17 protein-coding genes and 1 pseudogene are annotated in these 18910 nt (G+C 65.3%); 13 read left to right on the top strand and 5 right to left on the bottom strand.

Going from position 1 to position 18910, the window contains the following annotated elements; translation table 11 throughout:
* Nucleotides 1-4: 4 nt before the first annotated feature.
* The 3 genes from ACVTJA_RS29655 to ACVTJA_RS29645 all read right to left on the bottom strand — a co-directional run bounded on the left by ACVTJA_RS29655 (nucleotide 5) and on the right by ACVTJA_RS29645 (nucleotide 3134).
* Nucleotides 5-1534 (bottom strand): DUF5906 domain-containing protein, encoded by a 1530-nt coding sequence (locus tag ACVTJA_RS29655; RefSeq protein WP_465824724.1) that lies wholly within the window; start codon nucleotides 1532-1534, stop codon nucleotides 5-7.
* Entirely contained in the window at nucleotides 1534-2589 is a 1056-nt protein-coding gene (locus ACVTJA_RS29650; protein WP_465824722.1) for a hypothetical protein, read from the bottom strand. Before ACVTJA_RS29650 ends, ACVTJA_RS29655 begins: the two co-directional genes overlap by 1 nt.
* Before the next feature lie 260 nt (nucleotides 2590-2849).
* On the bottom strand, nucleotides 2850-3134 hold the full coding sequence (locus tag ACVTJA_RS29645; RefSeq protein WP_465824720.1) for a hypothetical protein: 285 nt from the start codon (nucleotides 3132-3134) through the stop codon (nucleotides 2850-2852).
* A gap of 321 nt (nucleotides 3135-3455) precedes the next feature.
* Here ACVTJA_RS29645 and ACVTJA_RS29640 point away from each other — a divergent pair, with 321 nt between their 5' ends.
* Nucleotides 3456-3749, top strand: a complete 294-nt coding sequence (locus tag ACVTJA_RS29640; protein ID WP_465824718.1) for a hypothetical protein — start codon at nucleotides 3456-3458, stop codon at nucleotides 3747-3749.
* Between the two features lie 351 nt (nucleotides 3750-4100).
* On the opposite strand, the gene ACVTJA_RS29635 is transcribed toward ACVTJA_RS29640, so the two are convergent.
* Nucleotides 4101-5348, bottom strand: a complete 1248-nt coding sequence (locus ACVTJA_RS29635) for a pentapeptide repeat-containing protein (protein WP_465824716.1) — start codon at nucleotides 5346-5348, stop codon at nucleotides 4101-4103.
* A gap of 400 nt (nucleotides 5349-5748) precedes the next feature.
* Between ACVTJA_RS29635 and ACVTJA_RS29630 the strand changes: the two genes are divergently transcribed.
* From ACVTJA_RS29630 to ACVTJA_RS29580, 11 genes are all read left to right on the top strand, one after another.
* Entirely contained in the window at nucleotides 5749-6732 is a 984-nt protein-coding gene (locus tag ACVTJA_RS29630; protein WP_465824715.1) for a phage portal protein, read from the top strand.
* A gap of 689 nt (nucleotides 6733-7421) precedes the next feature.
* Entirely contained in the window at nucleotides 7422-8927 is a 1506-nt protein-coding gene (istA, locus tag ACVTJA_RS29625; RefSeq protein WP_465824713.1) for an IS21 family transposase, read from the top strand.
* Nucleotides 8924-9685: an IS21-like element helper ATPase IstB gene (gene istB, locus ACVTJA_RS29620; RefSeq protein WP_465824711.1), complete on the top strand. Its 762-nt coding sequence runs from the start codon at nucleotides 8924-8926 to the stop codon at nucleotides 9683-9685. The genes istA and istB overlap by 4 nt, the downstream gene beginning before the upstream one ends.
* Nucleotides 9686-9761: 76 nt before the next feature.
* Nucleotides 9762-10223 (top strand): hypothetical protein, encoded by a 462-nt coding sequence (locus tag ACVTJA_RS29615; protein WP_465824709.1) that lies wholly within the window; start codon nucleotides 9762-9764, stop codon nucleotides 10221-10223.
* Between the two features lie 36 nt (nucleotides 10224-10259).
* Complete coding sequence (locus ACVTJA_RS29610) at nucleotides 10260-10958, top strand: HK97 family phage prohead protease (protein WP_465824707.1); 699 nt, start codon at nucleotides 10260-10262, stop codon at nucleotides 10956-10958.
* 4 nt (nucleotides 10959-10962) lie between these two features.
* Nucleotides 10963-12048 (top strand): phage major capsid protein, encoded by a 1086-nt coding sequence (locus ACVTJA_RS29605; protein WP_465824704.1) that lies wholly within the window; start codon nucleotides 10963-10965, stop codon nucleotides 12046-12048.
* A gap of 462 nt (nucleotides 12049-12510) precedes the next feature.
* Nucleotides 12511-13359, top strand: a complete 849-nt coding sequence (locus ACVTJA_RS29600; RefSeq protein WP_465824702.1) for a hypothetical protein — start codon at nucleotides 12511-12513, stop codon at nucleotides 13357-13359.
* Between the two features lie 44 nt (nucleotides 13360-13403).
* Nucleotides 13404-13598: a DUF5953 family protein gene (locus tag ACVTJA_RS29595; protein ID WP_465840537.1), complete on the top strand. Its 195-nt coding sequence runs from the start codon at nucleotides 13404-13406 to the stop codon at nucleotides 13596-13598.
* Between the two features lie 54 nt (nucleotides 13599-13652).
* Nucleotides 13653-14534, top strand: a complete 882-nt coding sequence (locus ACVTJA_RS29590; RefSeq protein ID WP_465840535.1) for a DUF2381 family protein — start codon at nucleotides 13653-13655, stop codon at nucleotides 14532-14534.
* Nucleotides 14531-16309 carry a serine/threonine protein kinase gene (locus ACVTJA_RS29585; RefSeq protein ID WP_465824701.1) on the top strand — a complete coding sequence of 593 codons (1779 nt, stop codon included), beginning with the start codon at nucleotides 14531-14533 and terminating at the stop codon, nucleotides 16307-16309. Before ACVTJA_RS29590 ends, ACVTJA_RS29585 begins: the two co-directional genes overlap by 4 nt.
* Nucleotides 16310-16472: 163 nt before the next feature.
* Entirely contained in the window at nucleotides 16473-17618 is a 1146-nt protein-coding gene (locus tag ACVTJA_RS29580; RefSeq protein ID WP_465824699.1) for a serine/threonine protein kinase, read from the top strand.
* Between the two features lie 269 nt (nucleotides 17619-17887).
* Here ACVTJA_RS29580 and ACVTJA_RS29575 read toward each other — a convergent pair.
* Nucleotides 17888-18091: pseudogene (locus ACVTJA_RS29575) on the bottom strand (tyrosine-type recombinase/integrase); the annotation flags it as partial.
* 192 nt (nucleotides 18092-18283) lie between these two features.
* Here ACVTJA_RS29575 and ACVTJA_RS29570 point away from each other — a divergent pair.
* Complete coding sequence (locus ACVTJA_RS29570) at nucleotides 18284-18898, top strand: tyrosine-type recombinase/integrase (RefSeq protein ID WP_465824697.1); 615 nt, start codon at nucleotides 18284-18286, stop codon at nucleotides 18896-18898.
* Nucleotides 18899-18910 lie beyond the last annotated feature (12 nt).

Genomic DNA, 18910 nt, shown 5'->3' with positions numbered 1-18910 from the left:
GGGCTCAGCTCCCGTTGCTGGGCGTTGCGTGACCCGGTCTGGGCTCGGCTGTCGAGTGTGCGGCATTGGCACTCGTCCCGGCAGCGCTACGCGGTCCCGTGAGAGGAACGACGTTCGTTGCGAGCGCCGTTGCATCGTCGCCCGTCTGATGCCACGGAGGTAGCCAGCCCCGCGTCTTGCTGTCGCGCTGCTCAGTCCAGCCCGCCGACTTCAGCGCGGAAAGGAAGGTTCTCTTCTGCGGCGGATGCTTCTGCCCCACCACACGGCAGAAGCCGCAGACCGCCGCATACAGCACGTCGTTCGTGAACGCCTTCGTCTTGCCGACCACGGGCCCCGGAGGCGCGTGCATGTTCGACGGCGCGGTGGGACTCTTCGTCGCCCAGTCGCGAAGCAGCCCGTCCCCATCTGGGCTCTCTTTGAGTTCGCGCAGGAATTGCTCCGTCACCGGCTCGCTGAGCTGCTGTAGCTCCTCGCGGGAGGCGTTCACATGCGGCCTGCGGACTCGCCGCGCGTCCACGGCGCGGTTGAGCATGGCGTGAGCGAAGGCCGCCACCTGCACCATGAACTCCGGCGTAAAGGCGTCGTCCGCACCCGGCGCGTGCAGCGACTCCAAGAACTCCCGATGCGTCATGCCGAGGTCCGGGTGCTGATACTCGGCGGGCTTGGTCTTGTTGTGGAACACCGTCCAGCGGCGGTCGTTCTCCTCGATTTCGATGGGCTTCGTTCGGTTGGTAGCGGCGAGGAGCCCGGCGCGGTTGGATGCTGGGGTTCGGGGAACGCCCTTGCTCTCCAGGAAGACCTCGCTGTCGGTGATCATCGCCTTGAGCCCGTCGCCGAGCGAGCCGCCGCGCTTGTGGTTGTCGAGCAGCTCGTTGGCGAAGATGAGGAGCTTCGTAGCGAAGTGGAGGTTGTAGGGCTTGGCCAGGTCCGCCTCGCCAATCTGGACGCAGTTGGAGGGCCCAAGCAGGTGCGCGAGCACGCGATAGAGCACGTTCTTTCCGGAGCCCGGGGGCCCTTGCAGAAGGATGGCGGTGCCCGGCCTGGAGCCCGGATTCTGCACCTTGAACGCGATCCAGTTGAGCAGCCAGTCAAGGCCGGCTTCGTCTTCGGCGAGCCAGAGCAGAACGCGCCGCACGTCGGACCAATCGCCCGAAACCGGCACGAGCGTAGGAGCCTCCCAGGTGTTGACCGCGAGCGTCTCGTCCTTGCGCATGAGGAGATCGGGCGCGTTCGGCTTGCACTCAATGGCCATGACGCCCGCGCAGAGGCCCGGCACGTTGGGTGAAGCGGCCAACGGGCTGACTCCACGCGGCCACATATTTCGCGGGTCCACCAGCCCTCGCAGAATCAGGTAGTCCTCGGCTGCCTTCTGCGTCAGGAACTCCGGAGCGAAGCCGCGCCCATCGTGCCGCCGTGCAAGGTAGCGCTCCAGCGGAACGACCTTCACGAGCGGCAGCTTGGCAACCTGGGTAAGCGCTGCTGCTGTATCGGCTGCGTGCGCCAGCGCGTCACTGGGATGGATAATCGTGCTCATTACGCGCCCTCGTTTCGGTGGCCCGAGCTGGCCACCAGTCCCAGCGCACGGCGCCATTCCGCGTACTCCGCTGCTCGTTGGGCCGCTCTCTGGAGGTCCCATTGCGTGAGCTTGGCGCGAGCCCCGCGCAGGCCTCGCAGCGCTTCACCCCACACGTCACGGGAGGGCTCCAGCCGCACGAGCGCATCGAGCGAGCGGCGCGCGATTTCGAGGAGGCTTTCCGAACTCTCCTCATGCGTGGCCACGCGGGCGAGCATTTCGGTCAGCCTGTTGATGCCCAGGTGCCGCTGTCCGTCGAGCATGAGAACTTCGCCCGCGTCCATCTGCGTGAGAACCGTCACGGCGTCGGGACGCTTGAAGCGCCGGAGTCGATTGCGCACGTCCTTGAGGTCGGCCACCCGCGAGCCGTCCACCTGTTCTTCGTTGGGCCTCTCGGCGTAGCGTGCGAAGGGCTGCCGCAGCAGAGGACCGAACTCGGCCTGCACGTCGAGCGGCTGGCCTTGGTGGTGCTCCGGGGCTGGACGTGGCAGCGCGTTGGAGGGGTCCCAGCTTGGCAGGTAGTAGAGCCGCGCAACGTCCTTGCAGGAGATATCGGCCTTCAACGTGGCTTCCGTCAGGCCCCCGAGCCCCACGCACTGCATGAGGTGCGGCCAAAGGCGCTCGGACCAGCGGCTCGCCGAGCCAACGGGCACGGGCTCACTGAACGGGAAGACGACGCGGTAGCGGATGGGCTTCGCGGTGCGCCCGTAGGAGTGCGTCGGGTAGGCGAGGAACCACAACCCACGGCGGCGCAGGCTCGCGAGCCACGCATCGAGCGCGGCCTGCGTTTCACCGTCGAAGTCCACGATGGCCAGGGTGACGTGAGAGAAGTTCGCGTTGCGGCGGTAGGGGGCTGGCGTCGGTTGACCGTCCTTGCCCTCGTAGAGCCCATCAGCGCGGGGCGGATGCGGCTTGGCCGGGATGATGGCGCGGCCGTCCTTCTCCGGGCGCACGAGCGGAGCGGCTGCCACCTCGTAAAGAGCGCCCATCAGCTCGCCCGCTGAGCGGAACTCCACGACCTCCAGACTCCCGGGAGTGAAGCGCGAGTCAGTCAGGCAGACCGTCCAGGAAGCGGGCACCTGCACAGGGCCCGACGCCGGGTTTTCCGCGTCAACATGGGCCGGCATGGGGGGAGCTGTGACGGAAGTCCCAACGCGCTGGGGCTCCGTCATTGCTCCGTCACTGGGGTTTTCACTCTGGACGTGACGGAGTGACGGAACTCTCTCTTCCTTAAGGAGAATAGAGAGAGAGGGGAAGGAAATACGAGCCGCGTCAGTCACTCCGTCACCTCCTCTCGACGTGGGGCCGGCGTAGCTACCGGCGTCAGCGCGTTGGGGTCGGCGAGCATGTAGACGCGCGGCACCGCACCGCGCACGCCGGGCCTGTGACGGTGGGACACGCGCACCGCGCCGGTGGCCAGCAGAAGGGTCAGGGCCCGTCGAGTGAACTGCTCACCCGCGACGAGGTGCCCGCGCAGCTCCTTCACGGTGAGGCCATCAGGCCCGGCTTGGGTGAGCGCTGCGATGACCTGCGGAATGTACTTTTCGAGAACTTCAATCATGTTTGTTTTTCGTTGTTTCTCCCATCACGGTAAATGCGTGCGTTTTTTGGCCGGTGGTTCACGGGCACCGGCACCGATGGGCGAACGTGCTCCGCTCGCTCGCAACCCAAAGGGCCTAGCATTCCGCAGCTTGCCCTCGCGGTGGACGAACCTGGAGACACCCTCCCGGTTCCGATTTCCGCAGCCCGGGCACTTGGAACCGTGCTCGGCGCGCACAAGGGGAGAACAGAGAAGTCGAGGGAGCGAGATCACGGCCCCGTCCGGTGCGAGAGCTTGGATGCTCCAGCCGCCAATGCCGAGAGGGAGCCGGGCCGTGCGAGATTGGTTGACGAAGCCGAAGCCGCACTTCGCACGCTCGACGTGAATTCTCCCGCAGCTGCCGACCCTGCGACGCTGTGTCTCGCCGCCGAGCGCCGAGCCCGGGTCTTCGAAGCCGTGCGCCACCTTGCACCCGATCGGCGTGAGCTGGTCTCCCGCGTGTTCGGCATCAACCGGGCGGCTCAGTCTGTGCGTTCGGTGGCCGAAGCCTGGGGAGCGCCGAATAGCCGGGTCGACCGAATGCTCGTGCGTGCTCTAGCCGACCTGCGCCTGATGCTCGTCGAGCGGGGGCGCTGAGCATGCCGGTCATGGTCGCAAGGCGCCGCGGGCCGTGTGCGGTGTGCTCGCTCCCCTTGGAGCCGGGCGAGGTCATCGTCTACGAGCGCACCGTGGGGGCGCGGCACATGGCCTGCGCTGAGCTACCGGCAGCTCGGCGGCGTAACCTGTACCCTGTGCGTTGCGAGCTGTGTGGCGTGCGATTGCTGCGTGGGCAAGGCGAGTTGCGCTGCGAGGAGCGCAAGACGCCGAGCGGCTGGCGCCGCCAATGGATCGCATACTGCGTACAGGCGGTGAAGTGTCGAAGGCGGACGTTCTCGTCAATGAGCGAAGACAAGTATCCTTGAATTTCTTGTAAGCAAATTGTCGGAATCACTGCTTTACGTAGGGAGAGTATAGTGTCTCAGGAGCGAAGACAGTGTCAGGATAGGAGATTCGCATGAGACCCCGCACGGCGTCTGCTGGTAACTCATTTACATGAACCGCCCCGCGATTACGGGCTATGCTCGCATCATGGCCATCTGGCCAAATTGTAAAGTCGTCATAGATGGCGCCCTTAAGATTAAGAGGCATTTCGGGTGACCCGAAAGTGGTTTTGGCAAAGTTTGCGCCTCGAATATCTGCCCCCGACAGATCGGTCGATCCGAACAATGCGCCTGTAAAATCCGCCCTGATAAGCAGAGCATTCCTGAGCGAGGCATGAATAAATTGTGCGTCTTGGCATTTACAAAAGATTAGGCTCGCTTCGTCCAGATAGCTTAATTTCAAATCTGCGTGGCTCAGGTTTGTGGCGTAAAAGGCACTTGTCTTAAGATTTGCGCCGTTCAGTTTTGCGCCCGCAAGGTTCCCGAATGAGAAGTCAGTACGTGAAAGATCGGCGCTCCACAGATTCACGCCTTCTAGGTTTACGCCAGTCAGATTGACCCTAGGGGCGTAAGGGTGTGGTGTTGAGTACTTCTGGGAAGCGAATGGCCAGTTGCCAATAGGTAGCTTTTCAAGGTTAGTGCGCATGATACCTGCGTAGGCAACAGCCGCTTCAGCTCGTGCTCGGGCGCTAGCGGCGATAGGGCACTGGCTCCGATCTTCTAGCTGACATTCCGACCTGTCATATAGAGTCCCGATCAGTGACGTGGCACGAAGGGTATTGGTTTCGCTGCGCTGTGATTGTATTTGCTCTTGCTGAAGCTTGATCTGTGTTTGAAGAAACTGGTTCTGCTCGGCGATTAGGTCGTTCTGTGTGTTTAGCAGATGGGTCTGACATGTGCTGAGTGTGAAAGGAACGAGGGCGATGATTAGAGCGATCTTCCCGTATTGAAAGATTCGGTTGAATGCAGCGGCAAGCAAATCGATCACTTCGTCGCCATCAAGCGTGCTCGTATCTTTCAGGCGTTGTATTATGCGTTTTGCGCTTGCTGCGAGGTCAGGACCAGCCCATAGGTTCCACACCACTTTACTGAACCACATTACAAGCTGACTGCGGCGTTTCCCTGCCGATCGCCGATCAGCTTTGTAAGCGTCCAATTCGGCTTGCAGGCGGGCATTGTCTGCGGAGAGTTGCTCGGCTTGTTTTCTTAGCGCGTCTACATCTGCTTCTATGACCCGTTCTGATTCTGGCTTCATGGCTATGGTCAAGGGTTAGTCTGTTAGTTGGATAGGGCTGGAGTATAGCGCGCATGGCCGAGCGTGTGAGGGGGTGGGTGGGTGCCTCCCGACCCCTCCGGGCTCCTTATCCTACATGCGGCAAGGACTAACCTTGCTCGGCGCGCACACACGCTCAGAAAATTTTGAGAAAAAACGCGCGGCCCTGTGGCGATTTGCTCATGGCGGAGGCGTGGTCCTGAACGCATCGCCCGCTGCGGCTAGGCCCGCGTGCGCCCCATGGAGTTTTGAGGCTCGCGAGTCGATGATTTTAGGTGAAACCTCCACTGCGCCGAGCCTGCTCCCCCTGCAACCGACAGAAAAACTTCGCGAAACCGCACCCATTTAGCTTGGGCAGATCTTCGCCGTCCGAGGTCACGCAATGGGAATGCTCAACAGGGTGCGCGCCGCGCTGAGCGGGAGCAAGCGCAAGGGGACCGGCTTGGAGCTGAGCCGATGGGCTGCGGCCCCGCCACGTCGCGAGGTGCCCGCGCTGCTCGCGTCCTACGCCGAAATGCCATGGCTCGGGACCATCGTCGACACGGTGGGCGACGCCTTCGCTGACGTGACCTGGCGTGCCTTCCAGCGGCGAGACCCTACGACTCGGAAGACGCTCGTCGACGTGTCGCTTCGTCGGGCCTGCGGCGACGTGCGTCGCGAGCGCTTGAAGGCGCTCGTCGACGTGGCCGGTGCGGTCGAGCTGCCCGACCATCCACTGCTGCGGCTGCTCGCGGACCCTAACGACTACATGACGGGTCGCGACTTCGCGAAGCTGTTCTGTACGCACTACGACCTGACGGGCGAGTTCTTCGCTGTCGTCGAGGAAGTCGCGGGCGTGCCGGTCGGTCTGTGGCCGGTGCCGCCCGATTGCGTGCTCGCGCTGCCGGACCTGAGCAAGCCGAAGGCTGAGCGGACATACACGGTCACGGCTGGCGGTCGCATGTTCACGATTCCAGCCGCGAGCGTCGTCTACGTGAAGCGCCTGAACCCGGCTGACCCGCTCGGGCGCGGCATCGGGATCGCCTATGCGCTCGGCGACGAAGTCGACACCGACGAGCACGCGGCGCACTACACGAAGAACGCCTTCTACAACAACATGCTGCCGGGCGCGGTCATCGCGATCGAGGGCTTCAACGAATCGCAGGCAGGTCCCGCGAAGGCGTTCAAGGAATCACTCGCTCGTGAGTATGGCGGGCCGACGAACGCCGGGCGGGTGATGATTACGTCAGGCCGAACCACGTTCGCGAGGCTCGACACCCCATTCAAAGATATGCAGCTCGTCGACCTGCGCCGGTTCCTCATGGACTTTGTTGATGGTCTCCAGGAAGCGCTGATTCCTGGTCATCGGTCGCCCGGAGTTCCGTGACTTCGTGGCCGGCACCGTCGGCGCGTGCAGCCAAAAAGTTGAGGGGTGGGGAGTGCGCCGGTGGAGTCCGCGGTCGCGCGCGTCCTGAAAAACGGAAGGCCCACCAGCGACACCTGGAGGGCCCTCCTGGAGGCGCGCCCTGGTGTGCGAGAGGGGCGGGCCGGTGAGGCAGGGGTAGCGCAGTCCGGGGCGTAGCGCCAGAAGTCGGCGCGCGCGGGAGGCTGCGCGTGGAGTCGCTGCGGTTGGCGGTGTGCGGTCGGCCGGAGTGCCGACGGCTGTTTCAGCTGTGCACCGGATGCGACCGGGGCCAGCGCTACTGCGAGCGGGCCTGCGGCAGGAGGGCGCGCGCGGAGTCGGTGCGTGCGGCCGGGCGGCGCTACCAGCGCACGCGGGACGGGCGGCACGCCCACGCTGCGCGCCAGGCTGCATACCGGGAGCGACGCAGGAAAGTGACGCATCAGGCTCCCCCGGAGGCGGCTCACGAGGCGACGGTGCCACTCGCGCCGGTCCAGGCCACCACGCAGGTGGCCTCGGAGCCGAGCGCAGCGAGGCCCCCTCCGCATGCACTGCCGCCTTCTCCCGCCTGCACGTTCTGCGGGCGCCAAAGCCCCTTCCTCCGCCACACCACCTTGGCGCGCACCCGAGTGGGCCCGCGTTGGCGGCGCGGCCTTCCGTGAGGAGGTGGGCGGATGATTGCCCCGGAGGTACGTGCCCGCATCCGCCGGCTGCACTACGCGGAGCACTGGCCGGTGGGCACCATCGCCACGGAGTTGGGCCTGCACCACGACACCGTGGAGGCGGCCCTCGAGGACGTGCAGGTGGCCCCTGCCGATAGGAGCACGGTGAAACCCACCGTGCTGGGCCCCTACACGGACTTCATCGACGCCACCCTCAAGGCCCACCCGCGCCTGAGGGCCACGCGCCTTTTCCACATGGTGAAGGCCCGGGGCTACCCGGGGGGCTACGAGCAGGTGAAGCGCTACGTGCGGCGGGTGCGCCCTGGGCCCCAGGCCGAGGCCTTCCTGCGCCGCTGCACCCTACCTGGCGAAGAGGCGCAGGTGGACTGGGGCAGCTTCGGCAAGGTGCAGGTGGGGCGGGCCTCCCGGACGCTCTCCTGCTTCGTGCTGGTGCTGGGCCACTCGCGCGCCATGTACGCACGCTTCTTCCTGGGGCAGACGATGGAGTGCTTTCTGCAGGGCCACGTCCAGGCCTTCGAGGCGCTCGGGGGCGTGCCTCGCAGCCTCCTCTACGACAACTTGAAGTCCGTCGTGCTGGAGCGGGCCGGAGACGCCATCCGCTTCCACCCCCGCGTGCTGGAGGCCGCCGGGCATTACCACTTCGCGCCCAAACCCTGTGCCCCCTACCGCGGCAACGAGAAGGGCAAGGTGGAGCGCACCATCCGCTACCTGCGCGATTCCTTCTTCGCCGCTCGCAGCTTCCACGGCCTGGACGACCTCAATCGGCAGCTCAAGCGCTGGGTGGACGAGGTGGCCCACCAGCGTCGGGTGCCCGGCGACGCCTCGGGCCGCACGGTGGCCGAGGCACTGGAAGACGAGCGTCCCCGCCTGCTGCCGCTGCCCGCCCACCCATTGCCCACCGACGTGGTGCGCCCCGCCTCCTCCGGCAAGACGCCCTACGTGCGCTTCGACGGCAATGACTACTCGATTCCGGATGGCCTGGTACGCCGTCCTCTCACGCTGGTGGCCTCTGCCACCACGGTGCGCCTGCTCGACGGCGCCCAGCAGGTCGCCTCGCACGTGCGCAGCTGGGACAAGGGCGCCCTCGTCGAGGACGCCCAGCACCTGGCCGCGCTGGCCAGGAAGAAGGCCCACGCCCACGAGCTGCGCGGACGGGACTTGCTGCGCGCCCGCTGCCCACGCGCCGACCAGATGCTCCAGGCGCTCGCCGACCGCGGTGACAACCTCGGCAACCACACCGTGAAGCTGCTGGCGCTAGCAGAGCGCTACGGCGCCGCGGAACTGGACGCCGCCCTGGCCGAGACGCTCGAGCGCGGCGCACTCGGGCCCGCCTCCGTCGCCCACGTCCTCGACCAGCGACGCCGTCAGAAGGGGGCGCCTCCGCCGCTGCCCCTGGTGCTGCCAGATGACCCGCGCGTGCGTGAGCAGCGCGTCCCCCAGCATTCCCTCAACGCCTACGACGCCCTCCTCGAGGGCGACCCGGAGCAAGCACCATGATGCCCCTGAAAGAACGTCTCACCGCCCTCGGCCTGAGCCACACCAGCGACGCACTCGATGACCTCATTGCCATGGCCACCAAGCGCAGGTGGGGGCCGACCGAGCTGCTGGAAGCCATCGCCGAGGAGGAGACGAAGGACCGGGCTCGTCGCAGCGTGGAGCGGCGCCTGTCACGCAGCAAGCTCGGCGCGCTCAGGACGATGGCCGACTTCGACTGGGGCTGGCCCAAGCGCATTGACAGGCCGGCCGTCGAGAGCGCCCTGGCCCTGGACTTCATGGCCCGCCCCGCCAATGTCGTCCTTGTCGCCCCTCAGGGATTGGGCAAGACGATGATTGCCCAGAACATCGCCTACAACGCCGTGCAGGCTGGCCACTCCGTCCTCTTCACCACCGCCTCCCAACTGCTGCTCGACCTGGGCAGTCAGGACTCCGCCAGGGCCCTGGACCGGCGCCTGAAGCACTACTGCACCCAGGCGGGTCTGCTCGTCATCGACGAGATTGGCTACCTCTCCTACGACGCCCGGAACGCGGACCTGCTCTTCCAAGTGGTGTCGCGCAGGTATGAGAAAAAGCCGATTGTCTTGACGACCAATCTGCCGTTTTCGGAATGGACCACCATCTTCCCCAACGCCGCGTGCGCCATCGCTCTCATCGACCGCGTCATCCACCACGCCAGCATCATCAGCATTGAGGGCGACAGCTACCGCCGACGCGTGGCCGAGGAGTCCCGCGCCGAGCGCAAGGCCAAGAAGGGCTGACCCCCTCCGCGTCCCACTGCGGCCAGCCGGCCCCGCTCTCCCGCTCCGCGGTGGGGGCGGGGCCGAGCTGCATCCGATGACCAGATTTCCGCGCTCCGCGATGACCGCCAACATGGACTTCGTGCGGATGGTCTACCGCGTGCCGCCCGAGATCGTCGGCGACGTGACGAGCAGTAACAGGGCGACGAGCTACGCGGCGCGTGAGCACCTGGCAGAGCAGGCGACGAAACCGCGCGCCGAAGTCTTCCTTGCCGCGATGCAAAAGCACCTTGCCCCGCGCTTCGAAGACGACGTGATCCTTTCCTACGACTCGCCCGTGCCCGCCGACCGGGAGCACCGGCTGCGTGTGATGGGCACGCTTCCGAGCGCGTTCACCTTCGACGAGTGGCGCACCGAAGCCGGGTTCAGGCCGCACCCCGAGCGGACAGGCTTCGCCGAGCTGTTGCCCGGACAGAAACCAAACGAGCCGCAGGCGACGCCGACGCCAGCCGCGGGCAGCTCGGCCGAAGCGAACGCCGAAGCCGCGAAGGGCGACTGAACCACTCGGGAAAAGCGCACCCATTTACCGGGAGGTATGCCGCTCCCGATTACACGCTCTCTTCAGCTCGCCGCCGTTCGGAAGGATGCGGCTGCGCTGACCGCCGTCGAGGCTGGCAGCGGTCGGCGTGTCTACACGTTCCGGGCGAGCGACGGCGACTTCGATCGCTACTCCGACCGGCTGAACGTCAAGGGTTGGAGGATCGACGGGTACAACGCGAACGGCGTCGTTCTCTTCAATCACGATGACGGCGCTCAGGCTGCACTCACGGGAGCTGAGCCGCCGCTTCCCATCGGCAAGGGGCGCGTCTACGTCGAAGGCGACGCGCTGATGATCGATGTCGAATTTGACGACGAAGACGACTTCGCGCGCAAGGTCGAGCGCAAGGTCGCGAAGGGCATCCTCAACGCTGTCTCAGTCCGCTACCTGATGCTCCCGGGTCATTACCGGCAGAACGAGCGGGGCGGCTTCGACTGTGACGCTCAAGAGCTGCTCGAAGTTTCGATCGTGACGATCCCGGCGAACGCGCGAGCTGTGCGCGCGAAGTCGCTCGACGGTGAGGGTGAAGACATCGTCGAGCGGATCGCGAAGCGGGTCGTCGAACTGCTCGACGCGCAAGCGGAAGCGAAGGCCGACAACGAGGACGAGGACGAGGAGAAGACGAGGGGTTTCAACGCTGCCGACGCCGCGAACAGCTTCGTCGAGGCATTCAAAAGCTACATCCCAGGAGTGTGAAGTAATGACTCGCGAGCAGATTGCGGAAATGGTGAAGGCGCTCGGCCCCGAGGTCGCGCGTGAGCTAATCAACGCTGCGGCCCGAAGCGCCCCCGGCCGCGTGGGTACAGACAGGGCGACGCGCGAGGGTAGCGTCTACGCGAGCGTTGCGAACTTCGGCGCGTTCACGAAGAGCGTCATCGCCTTGGGTCGCCGCACGGGCGCGGCCGAGCTGACCGACGCCGCGAAGCGCTTCGGCAACGCTGACGTGCAGAAGGCGGTTCAGCTCAGCAAGTTCGACAGCGCGGGCGTGCTCGTGCCGATCCAGCAGAGCGGCGAAGTGATCGAGTTCCTGCGGCCCGACGCCGCGCTGCTCAAGCTCGGCGTGCGAACCCAGCCGTTCAAGGGCGAGTTGCACATGGGCACGCAGACGGGGACTTCGGTCTTCAAGTGGGTTGGCGAGGGGGAGACCGTCCCGAGGAGCGCGCCGAAGTACGGGAAGCTCGTCCTCAAGGCGCACAAGGGAATGGTGTTGACCGACATCAGCAACGACCTGCTGCGTACGCCGGGGGTCGGTGACGCGGGAGTCGGTGAGGACATCCGCGCCACCGTGGCCGATGCCCTCGACGACGCTGGCTTCAACGGTGACGGCACGGGCGCCGCGCCGAAGGGTCTTTTCGTGCAGCTCGACGCCGCTCAGGTCTTCGCGAGCACGGGCACGACCGCTGCGGCATACCTCGCCGACATCGACAAGGCGGTTGAGCTGCCGCTGACCGCGCACGTTCGCATGGGCGCTGCGGCGTGGGTCATTCACCCGACCCGCGCGACCGCGCTGATGCAGCTCAAGGATTCGGGCATCTTCATCTTCCGTCAGGAGATGCTCGACAAGGGGACGATTCGCGGCTTCCCCTTCGTGATGACGACGCGCGTCCCGGTGACGCGGATCACGTTCTGTGCCGACTGGCGCCAATTCATTTACGGGCTCGACGAGGATCTGATCCTCTCCGAGCACGACACCCGCGCCGAGTACGACGAGACGACCATCCGGGCGATCGTGAAGGGCGATTTCAAGCTGCGCCAGCCAAAGGCGTTCAGCTCGATCACCTACTAACCCGACGGCGTGACACCGCGAAAGTCGCCGACGATTGGGGCGGCCCCAGTCTGACCGTTGCCTTCGACCACTCGCACCGGCCCGGGATGCACGTCAGGGCGGGGCGAGAGGGAAACTGCCGGGCAATCGCGGTCGGCGCAGGGCGCACGCTTGAACCCGACTGGATGAAGGGAAGCCGGGCGGCTGGGAAAACGAGCTGCTCGTCGCGTACCTGATGCCGACGGGGCACGTAGCGGCCTACAGCGTGCCGCTCGCCGTCGGCGCGTTCCTCTGGGGCGGCAAGGTGTGCCGCTAGCAGTTTGCGCGCCTGAACTGGTGGGGCGCGATGTACGTGTCAGGCATGGCCGCCGTGCGCGTATACTGAATAAGCGGGTTTTCGTAGCTGCGTATGTGCGAGAGAGTGGGATTGCCTGGACGTTCCTTGAAGGCGCTTAGGCATCGACACGCGCCGTAAGAATAGGTTTGAAGAACTGCATGAGGGCTGGTGCGATGATCGTAATCGACGAGAATACGGGTGCTCCTGTTGAGCTTAAGGGTGCCCCCGTCGTAGCAATCTGGCACCGGACCCTTGCGTGGGCAGTTGATGAATTAGTCAAGTTGGGCCCAGACAAGCTAAAATCTCTCAAAGTGCGGGCGGGGGAGCACTTGGCTGCGATCCTGACAACGTCATTTATGGGCGTGGCCCCTTTCCAGGTTGATACCCATGGAGGGCCGGACCTGCTGTTTGACCTATCTGTGAAGAGGAAAAAGTTTCTCCCCTTTTCTCAAGGGGCCTCGACTGTGGCTTTTGAAGTTAAGTCCATGCCGGGGCGGTTCCGCGAGTTCGAGAGTACGATTAATCGCATAGAAGCCAGAGGGGGGGATGCCAGGGGGCATTACCTCTCGCTCCGTACACAGACGGCTCGGCAAGTTCTTGAGCAGGCTGGACCGATGCTGATTTCCGCTCAGGAGGGTTTGGCATCCAAGATTGGAAATTCAGCGACGACATCAAGGAATATTTTCCTTGTTGTGCATCCCTTTGATGCGCTCGCCGTTGACCTGAAGCACCCAGTACTTGGGCCGCTTCTTCCTGATTTGGGCTACTTGTGCGATGTTGACAGTGTGTGGATTCTCTGGGCACCCGAACGGTTAACCGTGTGGTCTAGGGAACGCCGGGGTTGGACCGATCTGATGTTCAACATTCTGAACCCAGACGAGGTTCCATCGGAAAATCTGTCTCCATTACAGGAGGCCGAGATCCGGTTCCTCGATGCTTGTGCAGACAAGGGTGGTTCACCTTACCTGTTCACGTTCCAAGTTAAGGAGCGTTAGTCGGTCCCGTAGAGACTGTTCCCGACCCTGCGCGCGACGCCGAGCTGATATCACGGGCGCGGCGCACGGCGACGGGGGGTTGGGTCGTGCAACTCACGGACGCACCGCTTGACCTGGACAACCCCGCCCACCTAGACGCGCTCCTGCGGGCCTATGAGCGCTTCCCGGAGATCGGCGGGCGCTCGGCGCCTTCACCCTCTCTGCTCGGGGCGCCCCTGCGCGAGCGCAGTCGGTGCTAGCGTCCCGTCTCGGGAGGTCATGCACCATTGCTGCAACCCGTTAGATTGGCCCTTGTGCTCGCGCTGCTAGGGGGAGCTGCACCGCGAGCCGATGACGCCCCGCCGCGCACGGAGCGAAAGCGGGCCGTTTCTGTCGTCGTCAACCCGGATGCACCGTTGCCCGAAGTTCGCGTCGAAGCGTCAACGCCGACGTGGCTGTTCTTCCCGACGGAGATCGCGAAGAGCACGCTCACGGTTGACGGACTGCCGCGCACGGTCGACAAGGCGGCGCTTCCGGTCGATGGGGCGCGGATTCGGATTGTCGACGTAGGCGAGCGCTCGATCGTCGTTCAACCCGTGGAGGATCTCCGACCGGGCGAGCGCCACGAGCTTTCAGTCTTCTTCGCGGATGGGCGCGCACCTGCACGGGCTGCGTTCGTGCTCGTGACCGACCCGGCCGACCTGGACGCGCGGATCGACGTGGAACGCCGCGAGCCGCCGACAGCCGCGTGCCCTGCCGAAGCGCCGCGCCCCCCTCCCGGGCCGGAAGACTTCGTGTTGCTGGGCTACGTGAACAGGGCGGGCGTCCAAACGAGCCGGGTTGATGAAGCATCCGACGACACGCGGGGGCTGCGGTCGATTGAAGGTGACGCATTCCGTGGGGCCGGTTGGGTGCTGGTGGATGTCCAGATCAAGAACTCGGCAAGTGAACGACCTTGGACGCCGCGCGAGGCGACGTTGAGGGGCAAGGGTGGGGTCTCGCTTCGGGCGCGGCTTGTAACAGAGGGAAGCGAGGAGATTGCGCCCGGCGAGTCGCTGCGGGTGCTCGTGGTAGCCGACACGCCGCCCGCAGGTGCCGGCGAGCTTTTCGCGTTGGAGATACGCGGGTCGGGTGGCCGGAACCTTGTGATTCCGCGCGTGCATTTCTCAAGGGGTTCGTCGGAGGACAGCCGATGACTACCAATCTAATTAGATTGCCATCCGGCACTGTCATTGACGGTTGGCGCGTCGTGAAGGAACTCGGCAACGGCGGCTTTGCGGTCGTCTATCTTGGGGAGAAGAACGGGCAGCGTCGCGCGCTCAAAGTGGCGCGTCACCGGGAGGCCAGCGGGGACGAAAAGCAGACTCATGCTCGCTCGGAGCGTGAATTGACGGTTCTCTCGATGCTGCGGCATCCGAACATCGTCGCGCTTCGTGGCCATGGGTACGCGGAAGCAGGCAATTTCTACCTTGCTCTTGAGTATGTGGACGGCTGGACGCTCGGAGAGTGGAAGGAACGCAAGCACCCAACCGCGCATGAGATTCTGAGCGTGTTCGTGAAGATCGCTTCGGCGTTGGCTTACATGCACAGCCGGGGCGTTCTTCACCGTGACTTGAAGCTGTCCAATGTTCTGATTCGAAAGAGCGACGGTGAGCCGGTCATCATTGATTATAGCTGTGCGACCTACGCTCAAGCTGACGAGCTGACCGATTCAGGGCTGCCCCCCGGCACCGATCGATTTCGAGCGCCTGAGCAATTCCGGTTTCTGAACGAACGCAAGGACGAGCACCGGGCGCGGTACGCCTTCCAGGTAGCCGACGAAATCTTCGCGGTCGGGGCGATGCTCTACGAGCTGCTGACCGACGCGCGACCGACGGAGCACCGCGACCGCTTCGCCCTCAACAACCCTGCTGCCGTTCCTCCACCGGCAAGGCTGCTGAACGCTCGCGTCCCCGAGGCACTCAGCGACCTTGCCGACAGCATCCTGTCCCGAGACCCTGAGCGGCGCCCAGTCGATACCGAGGCGCTTCGGCGCGAGTTTGCGGAGCTTCTGGCGCAGCCGGGAGCGGACTACGCGGCGCCGGTTCATCTACCCTCGGAACAGTGGCAGACCGAGCCCTCCGAGGGTGAGGCGCCGGTTACTGTGGCGCCGACGATCAAGCCCCGCTCGCGCAAGCGGTGGGGACTCGCGACGGGGGCCGCTGCCGCTGTGCTTGCCGCCGTCTTAGCCCTCTGGGCCCTCACTGGTGAAGTGCTCACCCCGCCCGCCGAGCCGCACGTCGCCGCGCGCCCGGTGCCCCCTAGTGTTCCTTCCGTGCCCCCCAAGACAGTCTCGCCTGATATGTCAGCCCCTGCCCCCATCGTTCCGGGGGGCGCAGGTCCGTCACCTGCCGCCGTTCCGGAGGAAGGTTCAACCGTGAAGACCCAGCGACCCGAAACCTCGAAGCAGGCGCGCACGGGACGCGGCCAGAAGGCGCCCCCCCTGCCGGACGTGTGCAAAGCGCTGCCGCTCGTCGCCGCACTTGCGATGGGGTGTCCGGGCGTCCAAGTCAGGCCCGAGCCTTTCGATTGCCCGGCTGGCGCAGAACGGGCGATGCGCGAGCAGCTTCGTTGGATTGAGGGCGAGCGGTTTCTGGTCGTCATTGACGACCGGCAGGACCCTGACGGGGTTCTGTGGTTCTCGGCGGGATCAGACGTTGTCGGAGTTGTTCCTGAGTCAGTCGGCGCTCGTCAGCGGAAGGTCGCTCCCCCGGGGACGCGCTTCCTTGGGGGCAAGGTCTACCTCATTCCGGAGAAGACGACCGGCGGGAACCCCGGACGCGTGATCGTGAAGTATGACCGCGTGAAGCTGCCTGGAAACGACGAGCTGCCCGTGTGCTTCGTGGTGGACGCAACCGCGAGAGAGCTGAAGGACACGGCGGGGCGGGCTCACAACAGCTCCAGCGGGTTCCCGGTCACTCGCTGGCCCTGAGCACTTCCGCAAGGTGACGTGCCGGGTAGGTGGTCCGTTTTCGGCTCGGGCCCAAGTTCGGCACACCACCCTGTGAGGGAGTTCCCTTCCGCCCCATCCCATGGGTAACGTGGTCTCAGGTCGCGCGGGCCCGGTGCCTGCGCGAGCGGCGGGAGGATCGAGGATGCCGAGAATCGAGTTCAAGCTCCCCAAGGGAGCGATCCTGTTCAGCGACGACGCCTTCGCTTACGAGTTCCGCGAAGACTTGGGAGAGGCGCACCACGGGCTGAGCCTCTTCGTTGCGCGGCGGCGCGCGGGGGACGGGCGCATTCTGGGGAAGGTGCTGCTCAAGGCGGTTGGAGCGCCGACGGGCCCGGAAGGCGGTCGAGTCAAGCGGGCAAGGGCGAAACTCGAAGAGCAGGTGCGCCTAGCAACGTACCTCAAGCACCCGGCGATCCTGCGTGTCCACGGGCTGCACAAGGCCGAAGGTGCTTGGTACGTCATCACCGAGCACCCGACAGGGAACAGCCTGAACGACCTTTTGACGATCGTTTCGGAGTGCCGGCGTTGGTTCTCGCCGCTGTTCGCGTTGTACGTCGGCGATCAAGTGGCGAGCGCCTTGGAGCACGCGCACGCGGCAACGGACGAACACGGGCAACCGCTCGGGATTGTCCACCGGGCGATCGACCTGGAACACGTCTTCATGGACTGGAACGGTGGGGTTCAGGTGGCCGACTTCGGCCTGTCGATCTCCAGCTTGCCGGGGCGCGTGTCCTCCACTACGGCCCGCCCGCAGGTGCCTGTTCACTCCACTTCCCCGGAAGTGCTTCTGACCGGCCGCGTAGATGCTCGCTCCGACCTCTACGCGCTCGGACTCGTCATGCTCGAATTGTCGACGGGGAAGAACCTGCTCGACGCGCCCGACGGGGTTCCCGACGCGGTCAAGGCGAAGCTGTCACGGCGGCAGCTCCAGCAGGTCAGGCGCGCGATCAAGCGTGCCCGCCTTGCCGGCTGGGGCCCCGGTAGCGAAGCGGCCATCTGGCGCGCGGCGACCTACACGCCGGAAGACGTGGACGCAGCAACGGCGAATCTCCCCGAGGCACTACGCCTGCCCCTGCGCAAGCTGCTCCAACGGAAGCCCTCCGAGCGCTTCCAATCGGCAAGCGAGCTGACTGCGGCCCTTCGTGAGTGGCTCGGGGGAACCTACGGCAAGCGCGATGCGGCAGCGGAGGTCAGGCGCGCTTACGACGAGGCGGGACAGGCGCTCGCGGAGCTAGGGCTTCGGACTCCCCGACCTGACGCGCGCACCCAAGGCGAAGCCAGCGCGTAACAAAGAGCGGGCCCCGCTGACGGCTCCCGCCATGTTGCGTCTATGTCGCGTGAGCCTGCGGAACGGGCTGGAACAGGGGGGGACGGGATGGGACGCGGCGGGATATCGACTCCCAAGCATTCCGGGCGGTTACGAGGTAAGGGCGCGATCCTGTTGGGGTTTTCGCACCGCCCGGCGCAGGTTCGATTCCCGCCGCCTCCACATTCAGAAGCCCAGCAATCTCACCGGGTTGCTGGGCTTTTTCTTTGCCCTCGGTGCCGCATGTTCCCTCAGTGTGCCCCTCCGGCGTCTCTGCCCGGTGCGGCGTGGAACTGGGGCACGGGCCGGTCGAGCTGTTGCAGCGCGCTCTCCCGGGCCTCCGGCGCGAGGTGGGCGTACCGCATGGTCATCGCGATGGTCGCGTGACCCATCAGCTCCTGGATGACCTTGAGCGGGACGCCCCTCATGGCGAGGTGGCTGCCGTAGGTGTGACGGTAATGCCGAGCGCGGCATTAGCGCCATTATGCCGACCTCCGAGTAATGCCGCGTCCCGGCCGCAGCGTGGTCATCATCGAGGAGGTGGTGGAGATGCACACGGCATAATCCGAGGCCGCGAAGTGCCTTGCTGGTGGGCGAAGAACGAGCGTCATTGGTCGTGGCCCGATGGCCTTCACGAGGAGACGCCCATGACGATCTACGCTGACACCACGCAGTCGCCGCGCACGCTGACAAAGCGCGAGCAGTTCCTGCTCCTGCGCACGACGGGACAGCGCTTCGATGGATACCGTGACCATGTGCTCCTCTCGCTCGCCCTCGCGACCGGGATGCGCGAGCACGAGTTGGTGGCCCTGAACGTCGGCGACGTGCTGACCGATGACGGCAAGGCACGACGCCGAGTGCAGTTGCGGATCTTCAAACGCAGCCGTGAGGACGCGCGGGGACAGGAGGTGGTGCTGTCGTCGGGCGTTCAGGCGAAGCTGGAGAAGTTCTTCCGGTGGAAGCGGCAGCGGGATGAGTCGATGACGACCAATGCGCCGCTCTTCGTGAGCCGCAAGGGCAACCGGTTGTCGACGAGGCAGGTTCGCCACGCCTTCCAGCTCTGGCAGGAGCGTGCCGGCTTCGCGCGGCGCTTCTCGTTCCATAGCGTTCGTCACTCGGCCATCACGAACATCTACGAGGCCACGCGCGACATCCGGCTGGCGCAGCGATTCGCCCGCCACAAGTCGATCACCAGCACGCAGCTCTACACGCACCCCACCGACGAGGCGCTGTTCCGGGCCGTGCAGGAACTGCCGTGCTGATGACGACGTCAC

This window comes from Pyxidicoccus sp. M6 (assembly GCF_055568925.1).
The sequence above is the reverse complement of the archived record's forward strand: the minus strand, read 5'-3'. Positions and strand labels throughout refer to the sequence as shown.